A 21,538-nucleotide genomic window follows, 5' to 3' on the forward strand; every position below is an offset into this window, starting at 1 on the left:
CCCTCCCTCAAACGGTCGCAGCGTAAGTTTCGAGCACATCACAACACCATTGTGCAATACGTGGTTTGCTCTGCATGGACTGACTTTCTTCGTCAATAGCTAAGCCGACAAAATGCTTGCCATCGGGCGTTAGTGCTCGAGACTTTTCAAATTCATATCCATCAATTTTCCATTGACCGATCGGATGAACACCACGCGACACAAGAGAGTCATAGATAATCCCCATTGCGTCCAGATACCATTCTGGGTAACCGTACTGATCGCCAACACCAAACAGTGCAACGGTTTTCCCACCAAGATTCAGTCCCTCAAATTCCTCCCAGCGCTCTTCCCAATCTGACTGTAAATTTCCGTAGTCCCAGGTGGGACAACCAAAAATCAAAATGTCGTTCTTCTCAACATCATGGAAACCCACTTCTTCGATGTCGTATTTAACCGCAATATCTTCGCCTAACGTCTCTAATAGACACTCTGAAACTATTTCAGTGTTTCCTGATGTAGATGCGTAATAAATTCCAATTTTCACGGCAATTCTCCCTCTTTGGATGGGTGAAGAATAAGCCGAAAAGTTGAACAAAAAAAATCAATGAATAAAGCTATCACACCACGTTGAACCCACCATCCATTGCATCGATCAACATCCCACCATGAAATCTAACTTTTAATGCAAGCAGTAGTGATACACAGACATCCCTATGTAAATCATCATGCTATTCCACGCTACAAAAACCTGTTGGACTCCAACTATTAAATAAGTCATTGAGGTAAGCACTTACTCCACACTTAAGTGATCTTGGTTCAAAAAACTGGACAGTCCAGCCAATAATAATAATATTGATACAATTATCATGAATAATGAATTGAGATGACTCTGTCGCGGTAAAAAGCCCTCACAAATTGCACCGTAATTATAATTTAAATTGAATCCAAAAAAGAAATAGGAAAGTGTTTCCAAGCTTCATTCTTTAATATCAACAAGGTTAACCCTGCATTAAACCAGGCCGTTCAGGTTGACCAGTTTCAGCTCGGGGCACGAAACAAGTTACATACATGCGTCACAGTTATGAGACACCTCATACGTCTCACGCATGGCTTGATAAACATTCATATATCATGGACGAGTATGTATATAAAAAACCTGAATCATATAAATTCATTCCTGAATGTCGTTAAAACGGGATCCATTTCATCTGCATCGCGACTAATGCGAAAGTCGCAAACATCGGTAAGTAACAGCGTTGTAAGTTTGGAAATTGAGCTTGGGCTAGACTTATTAATTAGGGAAGGCCATAAAGCCAAGCCAACAGAAGAAGCTGAACGCCTTATTCCATATATGGAAAACCTTCTTGGATATCAAAGAATATTGTGCAGCATTGCCGATGAAATATTCTCTAATCGGCCACAACTTCACATTTCAATTGACAAAAGAATATCAAGTAATTTCCTACATCTTTTAAATTCAATCATCATTGAGCATGGCGACAAAACAATAAATGTCCACAGGGATTTGCATTACGATAACATGGAGAGCGGCGAACGCGGAGATATATATATCATCATCTCAATTAATGAAAACCTAATATTCCCAATGCTTACAAGAAAAACACTTGGAATACGAGAAGATGTAATTGTTTTTTCGTCTAAAAATAAAGGCTTGTCGTTGACGAAAAAAATGTGCTTTAGTGAAATTCTTAATTTGCGACAAGTGTATGTCCGAGAGAGTGTCTCTGACATTCAATGTAACCCGTTGAGCAGTAAAGTTTGTTATGTGGATTCGTATGATGATGCCATTCATTTTATAAAAAATGATTTTGGATGGGGGATCCTCCCTTACTACGTGATAAAAAATGAGCTCAAAGAGGGTTCCTTGATCGCTCTAGACGATGAAGAAAAGCATGATGCTCCCCTTCAGCATCATGTGTATTGTTACTTTTCGCCTTTGCTTAGAAATAGTGACGGATTCAAACGCTTCCTCGAAAAGTGTGCAACCATATTTATGTATCCTGCACGTCTTAAGTATAAACAGACTCAGTGCCCTTCGCGGTACAACAAACTGTAAACCAGATCTTGGTTTATTGAGGGGCTTGCGCCCCTTCTTTTCGCCCTGTTGCGCTTCAAATCATCATTCGCGTTTAATCTGGTGCTAGATTTCGGTAAACTCCATGGCCATATTGAAAGCGCCCCTTACGTTTGGCTGTGGGGGAGCAAACAAGGACACGAGTGTAAATGAAACAGCTCCTCGACTTTATTCCGCTGATCATCTTTTTTGCGCTGTACAAAATGTACGACATTTACACCGCTACCGGCGCGCTGATTATTGCCACAATTATCCAAGTCATTGTGACATGGGTACTTTATAAGAAAGTGGAGAAAATGCAGATCGTCACCGCAGCCTTAGTTGCCGTGTTTGGTGGTATGACGCTGTTTTTCCATGACGACAATTTCATCAAATGGAAAGTCACCATCGTCTACGTCATGTTTGCGGTTGGCCTGATGGTTTCCCACGCCATGGGAAAACCGCTGATCAAAGGAATGCTGGGTAAAGAAATCACCTTACCCGATACGGTATGGCGCAACATTAACACTGCTTGGGTTGCCTTTTTCGTGGTCCTCGCTGTGCTTAATGTATACGTTGCTTACACGATGCCATTGGACATATGGGTAAACTTCAAAGTGTTTGGCTTAATGGCAATCACTTTGGCTTATACACTGGCGACAGGTGTGTATATATACAAACACATCCCAAAAGAAACTGACTCTACCGATTCAGAATAATCAAACATAGAGGACATTCCCATCCTCTTCAGTACCTAGTACCCCATCTCGGAAGTAGTAAGATGTCGGAAACAAATAACTGCCCACGTGGCCAACTATTGCTAAGAACGTTGGCAATGCCCGCTGACACCAATGCCAATGGCGATATTTTTGGTGGCTGGATCATGTCTCAACTGGATTTAGCGGGTGCCATTTTGGCAAAAGAGGTCTCTCAGGGTCGCGTGGTCACGGTTTCTGTTGAAGAAATCGTATTCAAAACGCCCGTTTCAGTCGGTGATGTGGTGTGTTGCTATGGCGAATGTACTCGCATTGGGCGCACATCCATGAGTGTATCGCTTGAAGTGTGGGTAAAGCCTGTCGCCACTGACGGTGTCGGCGAACGCAATAAAGTCTGCGAAGCAACGTTTAATTATGTGGCGATTGATGGCGACGGTCGTCCAAGAGCGATAAATAAGTCATAAATCAGACAACGTCATCAGCATGTTTCTTTAGCCTTGCTTACAATAGGCCAAAGAGAAGAGAAAACGAATTAACACGGAGAGAAACACGGATGTGGTACGTCATTTTTTCACAAGATGTTGAAAACAGTTTGCCATTGCGCCTTCAGGTAAGAGAGCAACATCTAGCACGATTGCGCGATCTCGAATCCCAAGGACGCTTGCTGGTTGCAGGACCAAACCCTGCGATTGACAGCGAAGAACCTGGCGAAGCTGGATTTACGGGTTCAACCGTGATTGCAAAATTTGATAGCCTCGACGACGCAAAAGCGTGGGCCGATGCTGACCCTTACATCGACGCAGGCGTCTATCAAGACGTTGTCGTTAAGCCTTTTAAGAAAGTGCTACCTGCATAGTCGGTAGCCAGTAAACGCATAGGATTTCGTAATGCGAAAATTTTCAACCTTAGGACGAGTTGCCGTTGCTGGAGCATTGGCGTTGGTGTTATCGGCTTGTTCAAGTACTTCAGATCAGGAAATCGCGGAAACATTCGCAGATCAACGTGCAGACATGCTCAGCAAAATCGTCCCCGTTACCATGAATGGCTACAACTTGGTTCGCGCCAAAGCCATCGGTTCTCAAATTGAGTTGACCTTGCTGTATGCAGAAAGTGGTGATGTTGCACCCGCAGCGCTGACGGACAATCTGCTTAAAAAGTATTGCACCGATAACGAAATTTACTCGCTGTTGGAAAAGGGAGTAAGCTACAAATTGCTGTTCCGCGATGCTCGTGGACGCCCAGTGTTTGACCGCACTGTTTCCATCGCAGACTGTGGCGAATGAGTCCATCATCGACTGCTGACTGACATAAAAAATCCCGCATCGGCGGGATTTTTTTCGGGTTAGCTTTATACCAATCGAAATGAGTATTACTGCTGAAAGCCCAGAATGAACGACATCACTTTTTCACGAGGCATTTCGCAAGGCTTGAGTGACCATACATCATCAATCAAGTACAGATTACCACTGATAAAATCCTTACCTGACCGCGCTTCGGCGAACACTTTTATCGAGTGACCGTTGCTATAACGCTTGATGGTCAATCCCCAACGTTCATCGTGGTAAGTCACCTCATGATGACCTGACTCCAATGCGTCTATTCGTTGAAAGGCGTCCATGATATCGCTCCGTCAATTAGTCCTGACGTTTAAAGTGCATCACTTTCAGCGCGCTGTCTGTATCAATATCTTCAAATTCTGTCGGATTCTCAAGTCGAGACACAAACGTAAACTGTGGTGCAAACTCTGCCATTTGTTCTTGCAAGAAACTCGGCTTTACATCGGGCGCATTGACACAAGCAAGCACATCGCCCCCTTCAGACACCAATTCCGGTAAACGTCTTAGGATCTTGGCGTAATCTTTGGTGAGAACGAAACTGCCTTTTTGAAACGACGGTGGATCGATAATCACCAGATCATAAGGGCCATTTTTTTTCACTTTGCCCCATGATTTGAAAAGCTCATGACCAAGAAAGCTCACCTTGTTCACGTTATGTTGGTTTAACTGATGGTTCTCTCGCCCGCGAGCCAACGACGATCTGGCCATGTCCAGATTCACCACTTTGTCTGCGCCACCCTCAACCGCAGCCACAGAGAAGCCACACGTATAAGCAAAGAGGTTTAACACGTTCTTTTGGGCGGCGTGCGTTTGCACCCACTGACGACCAATGCGCATATCCAAAAATAAACCGTTGTTTTGGCGCTTACCCAAATCCAGTGTGTATTTGAGACCATTTTCAATCACATCGATTTGAACTGGCATTTCACCGACCAAAGTTTCGGTTTCTGCTCCTTCACGATCACGGTGTTGCAAAAACACCGTTTTACCACCAACCTTCTGCCACACTTCATCTTGGCAAAACTGCTCAACACCAGTACGAAGCGCATCATAGAATTCAGGTTCAGCTTCTTTGAATATCGCGATTTGCAGTACACCTTGCCCAAGCCAATCTGCAGTGATTTGTTCTAGCCCTTCGTAACAACGCCCACGACCATGAAATACGCGTCTAACTTCATCGCCGCTCGCGTGGATACGATCAGCAATAACGTGGAAAAAAGTGTTTAACGCATCAGGATTCATCATGGTTTATTTCCTTTTGTTCGTCGTTAGCGATGCTGGAAAGTTCTACGGGGGCTCCACTCATCTGAAGATTATAAAATTCGCAGTTACGGCGCGTGCGCGTGCGGGCCACTTTCTTTTTATGTTGTCGCCTAATGTTCGCAAGTGCCCAAAGACGAGACTGTTTCAAACTGCGGTTTCTGTTGCGGGCATGCTGCATGCTTATCTCCAACGCACTCCTTCCATGGAGATCAATGACCTGCCAATGACAGATCAATTCGATTATTTTTGATTCGGTAATTTTGGCCATGGTAGAGACGCTGGCTCAGCCCATTCATTGGGCAGTACCGGCCATTGGTCGCCAATTGATGGCGGGAGAAGAAACTGAAACGCTTCTCCTGAATGCGTAAACTGCAATCCATAGGCATGTAAATACCCACGGTCGGCGCTCGCACCGCCATAGGTGTCATCACCCAATATCGTCGCACCAATACTTTTCAACGCCACGCGTATTTGATGAGTTTTGCCTGTGTGTGGTTTGCATAAAAACAAACGACGCCCCTCTCCACCCGCAGTCGAAAAGAATTGGGTGACGGCAGGGTTATTTTTACTGATCAGCAGTTTCCACATTGAGCGACGACTTTTCATCATATCGCCAATAATGGTGCCTTGTTTTTTCGTTGGCTTTTTCGCTGACACTGCCACATAGAATTTTCGAACGGTTTTTTCCGCAAACATCAGAGAAAGTTCAGCGGCTGCTTTTTGATGACGACCAAGTAGCAAAAGGCCTGATGTCATTTTATCAAGGCGATGAATAAGATAGAGCTGCTTATCACCTGTCAATTTCGCCACTTCCGCGAGTAAGGGTTGTTCATTGTCGTCTTTGTGGACACTGACCCCTGGGTGCTTGTCGATGACAAGGAAGTCTTCATTATGAAAGACCAGACTAAACATGCCTAATCCTATAGTTGTAAGTCACAAGATGTTTGTGAGTGCTAAAAACAGCGCTGAGTGTAAACGGAATGGCGCTCAGGGAGAAGCAACCAAAGAGAGAAAGACAAAATCCCCAGCAAAGCTGGGGATTGTTCTCGTTTATTTAAGGAGTGGCCAGAAGAACACCAGCGCCATCAAAATAGGACATACAATGCGCACATAGGTAGGCCATACTTTCCAAAACAGGCTGTTTGCCAATTCAGGGTTGCCCTGGCTAAGTTCCTCTAGCACTTCATTTCGTTTCCACATCCAACCGGCAATCAGTGCCATAATCACACCCAAAATTGGCTGCATGTATTCAGTGGTAATGCTAATGACTGTGCCAAACATTGAGCCAAAATTGAAAATGATCAGCGCCGAGAACAGCGCGATTGCGCCACCGACCCACCAAGCAACATGCTTACGGTCTTTATTAAGCTCTTCTGACAGACAAGCCACCGGAACTTCCAACATGGAGATAGAAGAAGTCAGCGCTGCAATCACCATCAAAGCAAAAAAGGCCACGCCTACAATTAAGCCTGCACTACCCATGCTGTCGAACATTGCCGGAAGCACACTGAACACCAAGGTATCACCGTCTAGCAGCGTACCGCTCTTGCTATAGATTTGTACGCCATTTTTCTGCGCAACAAACATGGCAGGAAGGATCAGAAGACCCGCAACGAATGCAACACCCGTATCCAGCAGCGCAACTTGAGCGGCAGTCTTCGGCAAATTCGCATCTTTACGCAAATATGATCCGTACACCATCATGGTACAGACACCGATTGAGAGCGAGAAGAACGCTTGACCCATGGCACTCACCATCAGATCGGGTGAGAAATGAGAGGTATCTGGTACAAGATACATTTTCAAGCCTTCCATCGCGCCCGGTTGGAACAGGGTATAACCCACCATGGCGATAAACAGAATGAAAAGCACAGGCATTAAGCGGGTTGACCATTTTTCGATGCCATCAGCGACGCCGTTACGCACGACCAAAATGGTCAAGGTCATAAATACCGCCATCAGCACCAAATTACGTTCAATGCTAAAGCCTTCAAGCCATGCTGCCGCATCTTCAAATCCTGCCACGCTTAATAGCGGCCCAATCAGAAAGCCAAAGAACCAACCTGCAACAATCGCGTAGAAGCTCAAGATGCCACTCACACCCAACATGCCGGCGATACCAACCGCCGACCCCAGCGCTTTGTTCTTCGGTGCGACGGAAATGAGCGAACGAATAGGGTTCGACGCACCAAAGCGACCGATGGTCAGTTCAGCGACCAGCAGTGGGTAAGCCAATATGAAAACCATGATCAAATAAGTGATTAAAAAGACTGCACCACCATTGCTGGCAGCCTGTGTGGGAAAACCCCAAATATTACCAAGACCGACGGCAGACCCTGCCGCAGCCAAAATGAATCCTAATCGGGAGGAAAACTGGGCTCTATTACTGCTTGCCATACATACTCTCTACTACAAACGATGATATTGATGTCCATGCCCAGCGTCTTTTGCCATTCCATGGCATCTCCCTAGCTGGATTGTAAATTTAAATTTACAGGAGACGGGTGACCCGTTTTTAAAACAGGCATGGCAAGTAAACCAGTTTGAGAATAAAATTTGAAGCGTTAGCGCTATATTTTTCTTTTAGCCGACATATATCTCCAATTTTTCGCTCAAACTGATTACTTTGTAATCAACACCTCCCTACAAGACATTAACAAGTTGCCCACTCACCTTCCTGTTGGTTAGCAAAGCGTCACGTTTGCTAATACGAGACACTAAATACAGTGCATACTGTTCTCGTTCCCTCTATATTGGGAAACGTGTTGGGCTAAATAGATTGATATGGAACAGATTTATCAGATCCTTGTTTGGGCAAGTGTTTTCTTTTACTGGCTGCTAATAGCCGGTGTCACCATACGTGTTGTGTTAAAGCGACGAGCACTTGGTGTTTCTATCGCTTGGCTAATGATCATCTACATCATTCCTATTGTCGGCGTGATCCTTTATTTACTGTTTGGTGAACTCAACCTTGGCAGAAAACGCGCTGAACGAGCCAAAGCTATGTTTGCGCCCTATCTGAGTTGGCTTCATACGCTCAATGAATGCGAAGCACATCGCCCTCATCATCATAGTTTCCTTGCTAGACCCGTCCACGATCTGTGTTTGCGCAGAGCGGGTATCCCTGCCCTAGCCGGTAACCAACTAACATTGCTGAATGAAACCGCCGATATCCTCAAAAATATTGCCTTAGACGTTCGAACAGCGAAATCTTCGATCAATATGGTGTTTTATATCTGGCATCCCGGTGGCCATGCAGACGATGTGGCAAATGCGGTATGCGAAGCCGCAAGACGCGGCGTAACAGTGCGAATACTGCTTGATTCCGCTGGCAGCAAAGCGTTTTTCAAAAGCCACTGGCCGGACGTTATGCGTAAAGCGGGAGTAGAGTTGATCGAAGCCTTGGCTGTGAGTCCAGCCCGTATGTTCTTGCGCCGTCTAGATATTCGTCAACACCGTAAAGTTGTCATCATCGATAATAAGATTGGCTACACAGGTTCAATGAATCTGGTTGACCCGCGTTTTTTCAAGCAGGATGCCGGTGTCGGTCAATGGGTTGATATTATGGTGAGGGTAGATGGCCCTTCGGTTCCAATCCTGAACAGTATTTTTGCTTGGGATTGGGAGTTTGAAACAGGTCTGCGCTACCTACCTGATTTGCCAGAGTGTGCTCTGATTGAACAACACCAACACGCAAACCATTCGGTGCAAGTCGCACCCTCAGGCCCTGGCATGCCAGACGGGATCATTCAGCAAGTCCTCATGCTGACCATCCATCAAGCGAAAAAAAGCCTAACGATCACTACGCCATACCTCGTCCCAAGTGAAAGCTTGTTGAGCGCACTCCAAACGACAGCTCAGCGCGGTGTGACCGTTAACATCATTATTCCAGCGAAAAACGACAGCTTGATGGTGGATTGGGCAAGCCGATCTTTCTTCAATGACCTGCTTCGCACGGGGATCAATATCTATCGGTTCAATGGTGGGTTGCTGCATACAAAATCAGTCATGGTTGATGACAACTTTTGTCTCATGGGAACAGTGAATTTGGACATGCGAAGCCTATGGCTCAATTTTGAATTAACACTATGCATTGATGACCCTGATTTCTGTCAAGATATGCTGGCTTTACAGCAGTCATATATTGAAGACTCGACCGTTGTGAGCTTGGCTGAGTGGTCAAAGCGCTCTATTATCAATCGCCCTGTCGAGCAATTTTTCTACATGTTTAGCCCTTTGCTCTAGTCGAAATTTGATCCTCATTCAATATTTTGCACCTGTCCTCGCGTGAAAAATGCCATTTAAACGATAGCTAGATCAACTTTTTACATTTATTTACAACGTTTCAGGTTAAGCCATCACCGTCGAGATAGTTTACATTCGATTACCATTCATCCGGCATCGAAGCAAAAATAGACAAGGTTACTGACACTGCGTCTTATAAATGAAACATTATTTCGCGGGAAATAATTCAAATCCAATAAATTCATATGGTTATATTGCTGAAAACATAAATCCCTTGATTTGACCTTCTCAAACAAAGAGTGTCTAGCAGGTTAGACTTTTTTGAATTGACAGAGGTAATATGCGCGCTTCTTTCAACACATATAAAACAGTGATAATCGTGTATATTCAATCGGAACTCAGTTCTCTATGCCGACTTGTTGCTTTGAAATCCGAAAAGCGAGCGCAAGACTGGCTGGAAAACAAAGGCGTACATATTAGTTCTGAGCAAGCAATCACCATCATGGCTATCTCAAAACAAGAAGAATTCCACCAAGGTGATTTGATGGGCATGCCTTATCTTGCAAGCGAAAAATCGAAGGTCAGTCGCATTGTGCAAAGCCTTGTGATGGATGGTTACATCGTACGGCGAGATGATGCTAACGACCGCCGATCCAAAATCTTAGCCTTGACAGAAAAAGGCCAATCGATGTCTGAGTTGTTAATTCAAACCGAAGACATGAACAAAGAATTGCTGAGTGAGTTATTGTCACGAGAAGAAATGGACACGATTCAAGTATCGTTACAACGAATTGCAAACGCCATGTAATTGCCTTTGAGCCTGATTAACCATCAGGCTTTTTATTATAAACAAACAGTTAGTTTGATCCTCTATCGTTCACATTCCCTGCATCCCTTTCTCCACGGCTTAGTTCGGCCACAATTTAGACTCTTTTTAGCTTTACACTGCGTTTGAAATTACCGCATTAAGTACGTGAAAAAAGTTTTATTTACGCATCATAGTTTTGCCGTATTTATGACAAATTCTGACTATTTCGACCTGAACTTTATGCACCTTGTTGTCTACAATAAAATTGCAATTAGGGGATGACGCGCTGAGGGACAACATATGTTGGCAAGACATAGAAATTATCTTTTAAAAGACACCAAACAACTCCATGCAAATGTTCAAGTAATCCCAACAGGGACGATTGAAATAGAGATCATCGAAAAACATCAACGTCATGCTGCTGAATTTGAACACCTTCGCTTTGAACGAAGCGGAAGTTTGACAAAATTAGTCGGCAAACATACGTCAAATGGCAAACCCATTCATTGGCAGTTACCCCTTGCTAATGATGACGCGAAAGAACTAGAACATCTCATCGAAGAAGCGACCGAAGAGCTCGAGATCTTAATGAGAGACTTATAGCGCATTAATAAGCACTACATGAAATCCATAAGCACTAAATATGCCTTTCAGCGCTGCTCATGCAGCGTTTTTTTTGTCTATCCATCACACAAAGTTTGAAAACACCATATATACCCACGCATCTTGAGGTTGTTTGGGTATATTAATCATTTGTTGCACCTTGGCAGCCTAAGGGCCAATGTACATTTTGAGTGACTCTGGTAAAATGCGCGAAAATTCAAATGTGAGCATGACGAGAGCCAACTATGCCAATGTATGTAGTGGGACATAAGATCCCTGATTCAGATTCAATCTGTGGTGCCATCGCACTTGCGTACCTGAAAAATCAAATCGATGAGCCAGCAATCGCAGCACGTCTTGGTGAACTATCTCCAGAGACTGCGTTCATTTTGGAACGTTTCGGATTCGAAGCGCCTGAACTGAAGCTTAGCTACGCGGGTGAAGAAGTTTACATCGTTGACCACTCTGAGCTAACTCAAGCGCCGGATGACATCGCTGAAGCGACCATCGTGGGTATTGTTGACCACCACAAGCTAGGTGACTTGACGACATCTACGCCGCTGGAGTGCTGGATCCGTCCTGTCGGCTGTTCTAACACAGTCATCAAAATGATGTACGATTTCTACGGCGTTGCTATCCCGAAAGATATCGCGGGCATCATGCTTTGCGCTATTTTGAGCGACACCGTTATCTTCAAATCACCAACTTGCACCACAGCAGATATTCGTTGTGTTGAAGATTTGGCTGAAATTGCAGGTATCGAAGACATTCAAGCGCTGGGCATGGAAATGTTCAACGTAAAATCAGCCGTTGCTGGCACACCAGCACGTGATCTTGTTATGCGTGATTTCAAAGACTTCAACATGAACGGTAACCTAGTAGGTATTGGTCAATTGGAAGTTGTTGACCTGGCTGTTTTTGATGAAATCAAAGCCGAGCTTGAAGCGGATATTGCTGCGCTAAAAGAAGAAGGCCAACGTCACTCTGTGATGTTACTGCTGACTGATATCATGAAAGAAGGCTCTGAGCTGCTGGTTGTATCTGACGACATTTCAATTATTGAACGTGCTTATAACGCTCAAACAGAAAATGGCCGTGTATGGTTAGATGGCGTTCTTAGCCGCAAGAAACAAGTGGTACCGCCACTGCAAGACTGTTTCTAATCATCTTTACCACACAAAAAAAGGGCGATCATGTATCGCCCTTTTCTTTTCCCTCGGCTTCCCACTTTCACTCTCATCACCACACCTCTTAAGCAAAACAATACCTTATGGGTGACAGTAAAAAGCCCCACTATTCACGACAATTCCATGCTTAAACAATGCACAAATAACGACCAAAAAACAGCAAAACCACTATTGATGTGCGTCACAAAAAAATGCATACTCTGCGCAAATAATCACCAATAGGAGAACATCGTGTCAAATAAGATCATTGCTAAGCTCTCAAAATACGCCCCACTTTTCGTTCTCATGGGGGCAACCATCGCATTTACCATGTTCAATGCCATGTATTGGGGCGGCGCGCTCTGATACTCATGGGCCAGGCTGTCTGACTCAAAGCATTCAGGCGTTGGTGTGTTAACGTATTAATACCTGAACTCAAAACCCAAGCCTAAACGCTTGGGTTTTTGCTTTTTACAGAAGATTTAAATCGCATGTGATGTGCGCAAGAACATGCATCACGATGGCAAGTCGATAACGTGCAACGCATTCATTCCACGTTTTTTAGATAAGAAAAAAGACGCCCTAGGACGTCTCTAAACTTGAATGTGGCGGTGAGTGAGAGATTCGAACTCTCGATACGTTGCCGTATACACACTTTCCAGGCGTGCTCCTTCAGCCACTCGGACAACTCACCGTTTTTTTGTTGGACGTATTCGTCTCAACGGAGCGCTACTATAAATATTTACCCTTTCAGCGTCAATGCTTTGGGCTTTGTGAATCGTTCAAATGTTTAGGGTTTAAACGATTTATGCCTTCTATACCCAAACAACCTCAAGATGCATGGTTATAAACGAAGAAACCCGAGCATTTCTGCTCGGGTTTCGAATGTGGCGGTGAGTGAGAGATTCGAACTCTCGATACGTTGCCGTATACACACTTTCCAGGCGTGCTCCTTCAGCCACTCGGACAACTCACCGTATTTTGGTTGGACTTATCGTCTCAACGGGGCGCTACTATAGGGAAGCTGCTCAGTCAGGTCAACGATAAATAACAAAAACCGGTGCGAGTGTTTAAGTTTCCATCGGCTTGGTGCTGTTTTCACACCGAGTTACGCTTTTTACTCTCGAATTATCACTCAGACTGATAGAATATTGCCCTAAACAGGACCAGAGAATTACACATGACTATCTCGCTAGCGCAATTTATCAACGAAAATGGATTAGAGCCTTTTGTATTATCAGCGTCACAAACCGAAGGGTTTGTCACCGCAATGGCTGCTGCGCCTAATCTGATCGATCCAAGCGAGTGGCTTGCTTTTATGTGGGGCGGTGAAGAAGAAGCGCCGTTCAACAACCATGAACAACTTGAAGCATATGCCACTATCATTATTGACATGTGGAATAATCAACGTGAAGCGCTGCTGTCAAATGAATGGCATTGGCCTGAAGCGTGTGCATTGAGCGAAACAGAAATTGTTAATCAAGCGACGCGCGAATACTGCGAAGGTATGTTGCAAGGGTGGACACTAGCCCGTGATGATTGGGAAACACTCATGCCTGAGGACTCTCAAGAAAATGCCCTTCTTGGTGGCGTATTGCTTTCTATTAGTCTTCTTTTCGACCCAGAATCTGCTTTGGCGACAATGGATGAGTTAGGCGCGGCTGAACTGGCGCAATTTGAAGAGATTTTCAACGGTATGCCTGTCATGCTTTGTGGCCTGACGATGCGCGCACACCAAATGGTTGAGCAACAATAATACTGCGTAATCAACCCAAACGTACTGGCTAGCAGTATTGGGTGAATAGCAATCATAAAGCGGCCATGTGCCGCTTTATTTTTCGCGCAGTTTGCCAACATTCCTGCTATAGTCCTGCCCCTGTTTTCATCCGCCAATACCCTGGCTTCTAAATACTGGAATTTCCCTGTGACCACACAATCATTCTCTAACCTGCCGTTGAAAGCCGAATTGCTTTCCACACTTACTGATATTGGCTACACGGAAATGACGCCGATCCAAGCACAGAGCCTTCCAGCCATTCTTGAAGGTAAAGATGTGATTGGTCAGGGTAAAACAGGTTCGGGTAAAACGGCCGCCTTTGGTCTTGGTCTGCTGAACCGACTGAATGTAAAGCGCTTTCGTGTACAATCACTGGTTCTGTGTCCAACACGCGAACTGGCAGACCAAGTCGCGATTGAACTGCGTAAACTGGCACGCGGCATTCACAATATCAAAATCTTGACCCTTTGTGGCGGCGTTCCAATGGGCCCGCAAATCGGCTCTCTAGAACATGGCGCACACATTATTGTCGGTACGCCTGGCCGTATTCTTGATCACCTAGACAAAGGCCGTCTATCACTGGAAGAAGTGAACACCTTGGTGTTGGATGAAGCAGACAGAATGTTAGAAATGGGCTTCCAACCAGCGTTGGATGCGATTTTTCAAGACATGCCTGCGAACCGTCAAACGCTACTGTTCAGTGCAACGTTCCCAGCTCAGATCCAGAGTATCAGCCGCCAAATTATGACTGCACCAGTGATGGTGAAAGTCGAATCAAACCATGACAGCAGCAGTATTTCGCAGCACTTTTACCAGTGCAACAGCAATAAAGACCGCATGCATGCATTGCAACTGCTGCTACTAAAGCACCAGCCAGAAAGCGCGGTTGTATTCTGTAACACTAAACGCGATGTGAAAGACGTAGCCGCAGTGCTTGATAACGAAGGCTTCTCTGTCGTTGCTCTGCACGGCGACCTAGAGCAACGTGATCGTGACCAAATGCTGCTTAAATTTGCCAACAAGAGTGTCACCGTGATGGTGGCGACCGATGTAGCAGCACGCGGCTTAGACATCGAGGCGCTTGATGCCGTGATCAACTACGACATGGCATTTGACACCGAAATACATATTCACCGTATTGGCCGTACTGGTCGCGCGGGAAGCGAAGGCGCAGCATACACCTTCTTCAATCACGAAGATGGTTACAAAATTGCGTTACTTGAAGACTATCTAAAACGTGATATTAAAGGTGAAGCGCTGCCAGATGATTCGGCGATGACCAATATGCCACGCAAACCAATCATGACGACATTGCACATTGAAGCGGGTAAGAAAAACAAAGTCCGCCCTGGTGATATTGTTGGCGCGCTGACTGGCGAAAATGGTATTGCAGGCAGCGAAGTTGGCAAAATCAAAGTTACCGATTACCGCTCTTATGTAGCCGTTAATCGCAATGTTGCAAAACGCGCTTTGGACAAATTGTCATCAGGAAAAATCAAAGGCCGTACTTACCGCGTTTGGCAACTTCGCTAGATCACCTAATCTGTCGACCAATATAAATGCCGCTCATTGTGAACTGAGCGGCATTTTTGTTTGTGCTGTTCACTCCGCAGAGAAAGCTGAATGTCTCTCTTGTGTTACTTAACGGGCATGGGAAAAAGCCCTGCGGTAGCGCGCAATCAATAGCACCACAGGGATATTCATCAAAATCCCGTATAGCAGTGGTGTAAGCGCGAGTTCCGGTTGCTGAAGTTGCACAACGGCAACAAAAATCGCCGTGCCGGCATTTTGAATACCCACTTCAATCGAAAAGGTTTTGGTTAGCTTCGCATCATCGCCAAAGCCTTTTGCCACTATCGCACCCAATCCCATCCCCAGCAGACACAGTAACAATACGGCAAGCGACGCGACAGAAAACAACTGATAAAACACCTTGGTATTTGCGGCCAGAGTCATCGCAACAGTGAAGAATAAAGCCCAAAGTGCCGTTCGCCCTGCTGCATGGATGAACTTATCAAACCACGCCGATCTGATATATCGCTTGAGCAACATACCCAAAACAACCGGTACCAAAGTCACCGCCACCAATTGAAGAATGGCCGTTTTCACAGGAAGTGTGGCTGCAACGTCAGGCAGGACGATTGGCAGTAACAAGGGCAAACTAAAAGGGATAATCAGACTGCTGATCGCTGTCATGGTAATCGACAGTGCAGAATCTCCACCAGCCAAATGGCTAATGGCATTGGACGACGCACCACCGGGTGCCAATGCCAAGATCCAAAGCCCAACGGCAACAACAGGCGGCAAATTCAGCCATTGGATCAGGCAATAAGCGATAAGCGGCAAGCCAATAAGTTGGGCTGCTAGGCCTGCTGCTATCTTACCGGGAAATTGTAGGACACGCTTAAAATCGGCAACGGACAATGTCAAGCCAACGCAAAACATCATCCAAGCGAGCGCAATCGGAAGACCAATAGTTAGCATTGTTTGGCTCATGACCCCGCCTCAATAGAAAAGTAAAAATGGAAAACTCGGATCAAAAAAGGCGAACAGTTCGCTCGCCTTTGTACTCAAAACCCAACGTTGTGTTACGCGTTACCTTTAACTTGTAGTTGCAACTCTGCGGCAAAATCAAGCATACGGTTCAGCGGGATCAATGATTTAACACGAATCGATTCATCAACGAAGATCTCATGCTCTTCGCCGCCATCGCGCAAAGCGGTCTCAATGGCTTTTAAGCCATTCATTGCCATCCACGGGCAATGTGCGCAGCTTCGACATGTTGCACCGGCACCTGCAGTGGGCGCTTCGATCAGCTCTTTATCTGGCACGATTTGCTGCATCTTAAAGAAAATGCCCTTATCCGTCGCCACAATCAATTGCTGTTGCGGAAGCGCTTTTGCCGCTTTGATGAGCTGGCTGGTTGAGCCGACCGCATCGGCCAATTCCACCACACTTGCAGGCGATTCAGGATGCACGAGAATCGCTGCATCAGGGTAAACGGCTTTCATGTCACGCAGAGCTTTAGCAGAAAACTCATCGTGAACCACACATTCACCCTGCCATAGCAACATGTCAGCGCCTGTTTTATTCGCAATGTAAGAACCCAAATGGCGGTCTGGGCCCCAAATGATTTTCTTGCCTTGCTCGTCTAAGTGCTCAACAATTTCCAATGCAATGGATGATGTCACCACCCAATCAGCTCGCGCTTTTACCGCTGCTGATGTATTGGCATACACCACAACAGTGTGGTCAGGATGCGCGTCACAGAAAGCGGTAAAACGATCTTCAGGGCAGCCCAGATCCAAAGAGCACTCTGCTTCCAGTGTTGGCATCAACACGGTTTTTTCAGGTGTCAGGATCTTCGCACTCTCTCCCATAAAACGGACACCCGCGACCAATAACGTCTTGGCCGGATGCTTGTTACCAAACTTCGCCATCTCAAGCGAATCGCCAACAAAGCCACCTGTAGCTTCAGCCAGCGCTTGAATTTCAGGGTCGGTGTAATAGTGAGCAATCATGACTGCATCTTTTTCTTTCAAAAGTTGCTTGATGCTCGCGATGTAGTCTGCCTTTTGCAATTCAGACAAGACTTCCGGTTTCGGAGGGAATGGGTATACCGTCTCAGCTACGGTATTAATAATCTGGCTCATTGATTTACTCAGATTGACGTGCAATTCGGGCATTATACCCAGCTTAACGCCGAATTTTCACGCTTTATGATGCGAATATTAGGTTTTCTCACAGCTATTGATGCAAAAAAACCGGCCAAATAAGCCGGTTCTTAAATTTCAAAAACGAGAAAAGTCAGTTCAACTGTTTCTGGGCCTGTTTCGCCGTGGTGGTACCTGGGTACTCACTGACGACAGAATTGAACAAGCTTTTCGCTGTCGCGACATCGCCTTCTTTTTCAGCGATCATACCAAGTTTCAGCATAGCATCTGCGCGTTTGCTCGATTTCTTAGCCTCACTCACCGCAGTGAAGTGTAGTTTTGCCGCACCAAGGTCATTCTTTGAAAAATAGAGCTGACCTAACCAGTAATGGGCATTGGGCTTATAAATCGACTCAGGATACTTAACCAAAAACGCATTAAACGCTTCAGTAGCGCCTGCGTAATTCTTCTCTTTCAGAATGAGATTAACCGCAGCATCATACTCTGCATTCTCAGACTGATTCGAAGAGTAAGATTCTTTTGATTCAGACTCTTCAGGGTTGGCTTCCGCCGCAGCTGCTGGTTTCGCATTTCTCAGCGTATCGATCTCTCTGTAAAGATCGCGCTGGCGCTCCAACATCTGATTTAATTCGTAACTGTTTCTTTCTACTGTGCCACGCAATTGATCGAGTTCGCCGGCCATTTGGTCTAGCTGACGCTGCATATCCAATTGCATCTGATTACGGGCAGCCAGCATTCGCTCCAAGCGCTCTACAGAGCTACCACTACCTAACTCAGTCACCGGAGCAGGTGCAGCAGCCACAGGGGCTGCTGCACTCACCAGTAACGCCAGCGAAAGAGCACGCAAAGTGTTACTGTTCATAGGATTTACCTTTATTAGTAAACCAGAACCGCACGGCGGTTCTTCGCGTAAGCTTCTTCACCTTGGCCAAGAACCAAAGGCTTTTCTTCACCGTAGCTTACAAGTGAAATTTGTGATGCTGGAACACCCAGTGCTTGCAGGTACTTAGCCACTGCATTTGCACGGCGCTCACCCAACGCGATGTTGTATTCAGGTGTACCGCGCTCGTCAGCGTGACCTTCAACAACAACAGTGATTTCAGCATTTGCGCGCAGGAATTCTGCGTGTGCATCAAGCATATCTTCAAACTGAGGAAGCACTGAGTAATCATCAAAACCGAAGTAAACAGTTTGCGACTGACGCAGTTCGTTGTTTCGGATTTCTTGTTCAGTCAGGCTACCTTGACCGCCATCTACTGGTGTTACGATAGTGGTTTCTGTACCTTTGTTGGTTTCAGAGCCCGTGCTATCTGTAGAGCTGTCGCTTGAGCTACATGCTGCCAGTGTGAACATAGGCAGCGCAACAGCCAAACCCTTAAGTACTTTGTTAAGTTGCATCTTGTTTTCCTTTATATCAAATAAGCGCAAATATTATTGGTACGGAGACCATGCTGGGGCTCTCACCCTACCGTTAGTCGCAGGTAAACGTGCTTTAAATCGTCCATCAATGGAGACCAGTGAAAGTACGTTATTACGCCCATAAACCGAGCTGTAAATTACCATGCTGCCGTTTGGTGCTAGGCTCGGCGATTCATCCAACATTGTTTTTGTCAGAATTTCTACCGCCCCTGTTTGCAAATCTTGTTTTGCAATGTTGTAACCAGAGTCTGAGCGGTGAACCATGACAAGGTATCTACCATCCGGAGTAAGTTGACCACCGAGGTTCTGGCTGCCTTGCCAAGTTACTCGATTAGTAGAACCATCGGCTAAATTTACTCTATAAATCTGTGGTTTACCACCCCGGTCTGATGTAAAGATCAAAGACTTCCCGTCCGGATCCCAGAATGGTTCAGTGTTATTTGCTCGGCCTTTGGTGATTTGCTCTAACTCACGTGTTTTCAGATCCATCACATAAAGTTGCAAGCTCCCCGTCTTCGACAACACCAACGCCAGCTTGCTGCCGTCTGGAGAGAAGCGTGGCGAACCATTGTGGCGGGGGAATGACGAAATCATCTCACGCTCACCGGTATAGATGTTCATCAAGAAAATCTGCGCTTGCCCGTTTTCAAAACTGACATACGCCAATTGCTTGCCATCAGGAGACCATGCTGGTGACATCAAAGGTTGCTTTGAACGCAATACCAACAGCTCGTTGTACCCATCGTAATCAGCGATGCGAAGCTGATACGGGTGCTCTGCTTTGTCATCGATAACCACGTAAGCAATACGCGTCAGAAACGCCCCTTTTTCACCGGTCAGTTTTTCATAAACCAAATCAGAAATACGGTGAGCGTATTGGCGAAGTTGGTTGCCGGCAACCGTTTTACGGTTATTAAGAAGCAGATGATCTTTGGTTAAAACCAACTCACCCGTGGTGGACAGCCCCTTGCTTTGACCGCCAGTCAATTGACCACGGACCACATCAATCAGCTGATATTCGATCAAGTATTTGCCATCTGGTGTTGGGCTGATTTTACCGGTAACCAGAGCGTCGACACCCATTGCGGTCCAATCATTAAAATCCACATCCGCTTCACTATAAGGCGTTTGAGGCATTTTATCGGTCGGTACTGGGCTAAATTTTCCGCTGCGCTGCAAATCAGACGCAATCACTGACGACACGTTTGTTGGTAACTTGCCTTCGCCTTCCCATTTGAACGGGACAATAGCGATAGGACGTGCAGAATCGATTCCTTCGGTGATGAATAGCTCAAGTGCAGCATGGGCGAAGCCTGTGCTCATAATCCAGATGAATGCTACCGAAGCACTCCAACGTTTTAACATCCTGTATTCCTCTATTAACGCTCGAAATTGAGGTTCAAGTCTCTCAACTTAGCCACAACATCAGAATCTGCCGGCATGGGAAACTTGTTTATTTTAAACACGCTCGCTTTCGCAGAACGACAAAGTGCGTCATTACCCGATAGTGTTCGTACGTCAATCACGAGACCATCAGGTGCCAAACGAAGGTTCAAGCGACATTTCTGTCCATCCATACTGGAATCAACTCGCCAGTTTTGCTGGATAATTGACACATATCTGGAAGACCATTGACCCACTTCACTGGCAACTTGACGCCCTCGAGCCGAATCACGACTTTCTGATTCCGACTCGAGACCGCTAAAAAGCTCATTAAGTGCAGCCTCCTGCTCTGCTTGTTTGCGCTTGGCTTCTGCCGCTTTTCGCTCAGCTTCTACCCGCGCCGCTTCTGCTTTTCGGGCTGCTTCTTCGGCTTTTTTCTGCTCTGCTAATTTTTGCTGGCGGGCTTCTTCGGCCTTACGAGCCTCTTCTTCCGCCTGTTTTTTCTCTGCTAGCTTACGCTCACGTTCGGCTTCAGCTTGCTGACGTTCTTGCTCTGCGCGCTGACGATCAGCCTCTGCTTTTTTAGCCGCTTCTTCTGCTTTACGTTGCTCAGTGACCTGACGCTGACGCTCCGCTTCTGCAGCCGCTGATTTTTCCTTTGCGATACGTGTCGCTTCTTCTGCTTTACGTTGTTCTTCTGCTTCTTTTTTACGCGCTTCGTCAATCCGTTTGCGCTCAGTTTCCGCTTCTCGCGCTTCTTTTTCAGCAGTCAGTTTTTCTGCTCTCAACTCACGCAGACGTTTTTCGTCCTGCTCGCGTTGTTTTTCAAGCAAATCCGCTTGTTGTTCTAAACGACGTAAACGATCGTCTTCCTGACGTTTCGCTTCATCACGCTGCTGGCGGATTTTACGGGCTTGTTCACTCACTACACTCGGGTCGATCACCACAGCCTCTATGTTCTGACCTACCGGTTGCTGTGACACCTTGGTCAGATCTGCGCCCCATAACAAACCGCCTAAAAGCGCCACGTGTAACAGCACGGATATGACCGTCGAGCCCGCGTATCCGCCATTTTCTTTATTCTTCATTCA

General features: G+C 45.9%; 22 protein-coding genes and 2 tRNA genes. 11 read left to right on the plus strand and 13 right to left on the minus strand.

All coding sequences use genetic code 11. The features are described from left to right. Positions 1–7: 7 nt before the first annotated feature. The gene (locus AB8599_RS09590; protein ID WP_407330686.1) at positions 8–526 is read right to left on the minus strand and encodes a flavodoxin; all 519 of its coding nucleotides are present in this window, start codon (positions 524–526) and stop codon (positions 8–10) included. A 597-nt stretch (positions 527–1,123) separates the two neighbouring features. Between AB8599_RS09590 and AB8599_RS09595 the strand changes: the two genes are divergently transcribed. From AB8599_RS09595 to gspS2, 5 genes are all read left to right on the plus strand, one after another. Next, positions 1,124–2,059: a LysR family transcriptional regulator gene (locus tag AB8599_RS09595; RefSeq protein WP_407330687.1), complete on the plus strand. Its 936-nt coding sequence runs from the start codon at positions 1,124–1,126 to the stop codon at positions 2,057–2,059. 167 nt (positions 2,060–2,226) lie between these two features. After that, a complete protein-coding gene (locus AB8599_RS09600) occupies positions 2,227–2,775 on the plus strand; it encodes a septation protein A (RefSeq protein ID WP_407330688.1) in 549 nt (182 codons plus the stop codon). Positions 2,776–2,837: 62 nt separating this feature from the next. After that, positions 2,838–3,236, plus strand: a complete 399-nt coding sequence (gene yciA / locus AB8599_RS09605; RefSeq protein WP_407330689.1) for an acyl-CoA thioester hydrolase YciA — start codon at positions 2,838–2,840, stop codon at positions 3,234–3,236. Between the two features lie 89 nt (positions 3,237–3,325). Further along, entirely contained in the window at positions 3,326–3,628 is a 303-nt protein-coding gene (locus AB8599_RS09610) for a YciI family protein (RefSeq protein ID WP_407330690.1), read from the plus strand. 31 nt (positions 3,629–3,659) lie between these two features. Beyond that, positions 3,660–4,055 carry a type II secretion system pilot lipoprotein GspS-beta gene (gene gspS2, locus AB8599_RS09615; protein ID WP_407330691.1) on the plus strand — a complete coding sequence of 132 codons (396 nt, stop codon included), beginning with the start codon at positions 3,660–3,662 and terminating at the stop codon, positions 4,053–4,055. A gap of 86 nt (positions 4,056–4,141) precedes the next feature. Here gspS2 and AB8599_RS09620 read toward each other — a convergent pair whose 3' ends face one another. The 4 genes from AB8599_RS09620 to AB8599_RS09635 form a co-directional block, all read right to left on the minus strand. Next, positions 4,142–4,390, minus strand: a complete 249-nt coding sequence (locus AB8599_RS09620) for a hypothetical protein (RefSeq protein ID WP_407330692.1) — start codon at positions 4,388–4,390, stop codon at positions 4,142–4,144. A 16-nt stretch (positions 4,391–4,406) separates the two neighbouring features. After that, positions 4,407–5,354 (minus strand): class I SAM-dependent methyltransferase, encoded by a 948-nt coding sequence (locus AB8599_RS09625; RefSeq protein WP_407330693.1) that lies wholly within the window; start codon positions 5,352–5,354, stop codon positions 4,407–4,409. Between the two features lie 258 nt (positions 5,355–5,612). Further along, on the minus strand, positions 5,613–6,284 hold the full coding sequence (locus AB8599_RS09630; RefSeq protein WP_407330694.1) for a TIGR01621 family pseudouridine synthase: 672 nt from the start codon (positions 6,282–6,284) through the stop codon (positions 5,613–5,615). A gap of 138 nt (positions 6,285–6,422) precedes the next feature. After that, positions 6,423–7,769 carry a sodium-dependent transporter gene (locus AB8599_RS09635; protein ID WP_407330695.1) on the minus strand — a complete coding sequence of 449 codons (1,347 nt, stop codon included), beginning with the start codon at positions 7,767–7,769 and terminating at the stop codon, positions 6,423–6,425. Positions 7,770–8,156: 387 nt separating this feature from the next. Between AB8599_RS09635 and cls the strand changes: the two genes are divergently transcribed. The 4 genes from cls (at position 8,157) to AB8599_RS09655 (ending at position 12,191) form a co-directional block, all read left to right on the plus strand. Beyond that, positions 8,157–9,617: a cardiolipin synthase gene (gene cls / locus AB8599_RS09640; RefSeq protein ID WP_407330696.1), complete on the plus strand. Its 1,461-nt coding sequence runs from the start codon at positions 8,157–8,159 to the stop codon at positions 9,615–9,617. 379 nt (positions 9,618–9,996) lie between these two features. Then, complete coding sequence (locus AB8599_RS09645) at positions 9,997–10,425, plus strand: MarR family winged helix-turn-helix transcriptional regulator (protein WP_407330697.1); 429 nt, start codon at positions 9,997–9,999, stop codon at positions 10,423–10,425. A gap of 300 nt (positions 10,426–10,725) precedes the next feature. Further along, positions 10,726–11,028, plus strand: coding sequence for a hypothetical protein (locus tag AB8599_RS09650; protein ID WP_407330698.1), 303 nt, complete (start codon positions 10,726–10,728; stop codon positions 11,026–11,028). A 245-nt stretch (positions 11,029–11,273) separates the two neighbouring features. Then, positions 11,274–12,191 (plus strand): manganese-dependent inorganic pyrophosphatase, encoded by a 918-nt coding sequence (locus AB8599_RS09655; protein ID WP_407330699.1) that lies wholly within the window; start codon positions 11,274–11,276, stop codon positions 12,189–12,191. Between the two features lie 609 nt (positions 12,192–12,800). Here the strand turns inward: AB8599_RS09655 and AB8599_RS09660 are convergent. Together AB8599_RS09660 and AB8599_RS09665 are read right to left on the minus strand one after the other, a co-directional pair. Continuing rightward, positions 12,801–12,888 (minus strand) — tRNA-Ser (locus AB8599_RS09660). Positions 12,889–13,082: 194 nt separating this feature from the next. Further along, a tRNA-Ser gene (locus AB8599_RS09665) sits at positions 13,083–13,170 on the minus strand. A gap of 204 nt (positions 13,171–13,374) precedes the next feature. Here AB8599_RS09665 and AB8599_RS09670 point away from each other — a divergent pair. Together AB8599_RS09670 and dbpA are read left to right on the plus strand one after the other, a co-directional pair. After that, a complete protein-coding gene (locus AB8599_RS09670) occupies positions 13,375–13,950 on the plus strand; it encodes a UPF0149 family protein (protein ID WP_407330700.1) in 576 nt (191 codons plus the stop codon). A 168-nt stretch (positions 13,951–14,118) separates the two neighbouring features. After that, complete coding sequence (gene dbpA, locus AB8599_RS09675; protein ID WP_407330701.1) at positions 14,119–15,504, plus strand: ATP-dependent RNA helicase DbpA; 1,386 nt, start codon at positions 14,119–14,121, stop codon at positions 15,502–15,504. Between the two features lie 108 nt (positions 15,505–15,612). Here the strand turns inward: dbpA and AB8599_RS09680 are convergent, their stop codons facing one another. From AB8599_RS09680 to tolA, 6 genes are all read right to left on the minus strand, one after another. After that, the gene (locus AB8599_RS09680) at positions 15,613–16,467 is read right to left on the minus strand and encodes a bile acid:sodium symporter family protein (protein WP_407330702.1); all 855 of its coding nucleotides are present in this window, start codon (positions 16,465–16,467) and stop codon (positions 15,613–15,615) included. A 92-nt stretch (positions 16,468–16,559) separates the two neighbouring features. Further along, positions 16,560–17,624 carry a quinolinate synthase NadA gene (gene nadA / locus AB8599_RS09685; RefSeq protein ID WP_407330703.1) on the minus strand — a complete coding sequence of 355 codons (1,065 nt, stop codon included), beginning with the start codon at positions 17,622–17,624 and terminating at the stop codon, positions 16,560–16,562. Between the two features lie 154 nt (positions 17,625–17,778). Continuing rightward, complete coding sequence (ybgF, locus tag AB8599_RS09690) at positions 17,779–18,507, minus strand: tol-pal system protein YbgF (RefSeq protein WP_407330704.1); 729 nt, start codon at positions 18,505–18,507, stop codon at positions 17,779–17,781. A gap of 14 nt (positions 18,508–18,521) precedes the next feature. Further along, the gene (gene pal, locus AB8599_RS09695) at positions 18,522–19,043 is read right to left on the minus strand and encodes a peptidoglycan-associated lipoprotein Pal (protein WP_407330705.1); all 522 of its coding nucleotides are present in this window, start codon (positions 19,041–19,043) and stop codon (positions 18,522–18,524) included. Between the two features lie 33 nt (positions 19,044–19,076). Beyond that, positions 19,077–20,429, minus strand: a complete 1,353-nt coding sequence (tolB, locus tag AB8599_RS09700) for a Tol-Pal system beta propeller repeat protein TolB (RefSeq protein ID WP_407330706.1) — start codon at positions 20,427–20,429, stop codon at positions 19,077–19,079. Positions 20,430–20,443: 14 nt separating this feature from the next. Then, on the minus strand, positions 20,444–21,535 hold the full coding sequence (gene tolA, locus AB8599_RS09705) for a cell envelope integrity protein TolA (RefSeq protein ID WP_407330707.1): 1,092 nt from the start codon (positions 21,533–21,535) through the stop codon (positions 20,444–20,446). Positions 21,536–21,538: the final 3 nt, after the last annotated feature.

Origin of the sequence: Enterovibrio litoreus (genome assembly GCF_045679545.1) — a bacterium.
Taxonomy (GTDB): Bacteria; Pseudomonadota; Gammaproteobacteria; order Enterobacterales; family Vibrionaceae; genus Enterovibrio.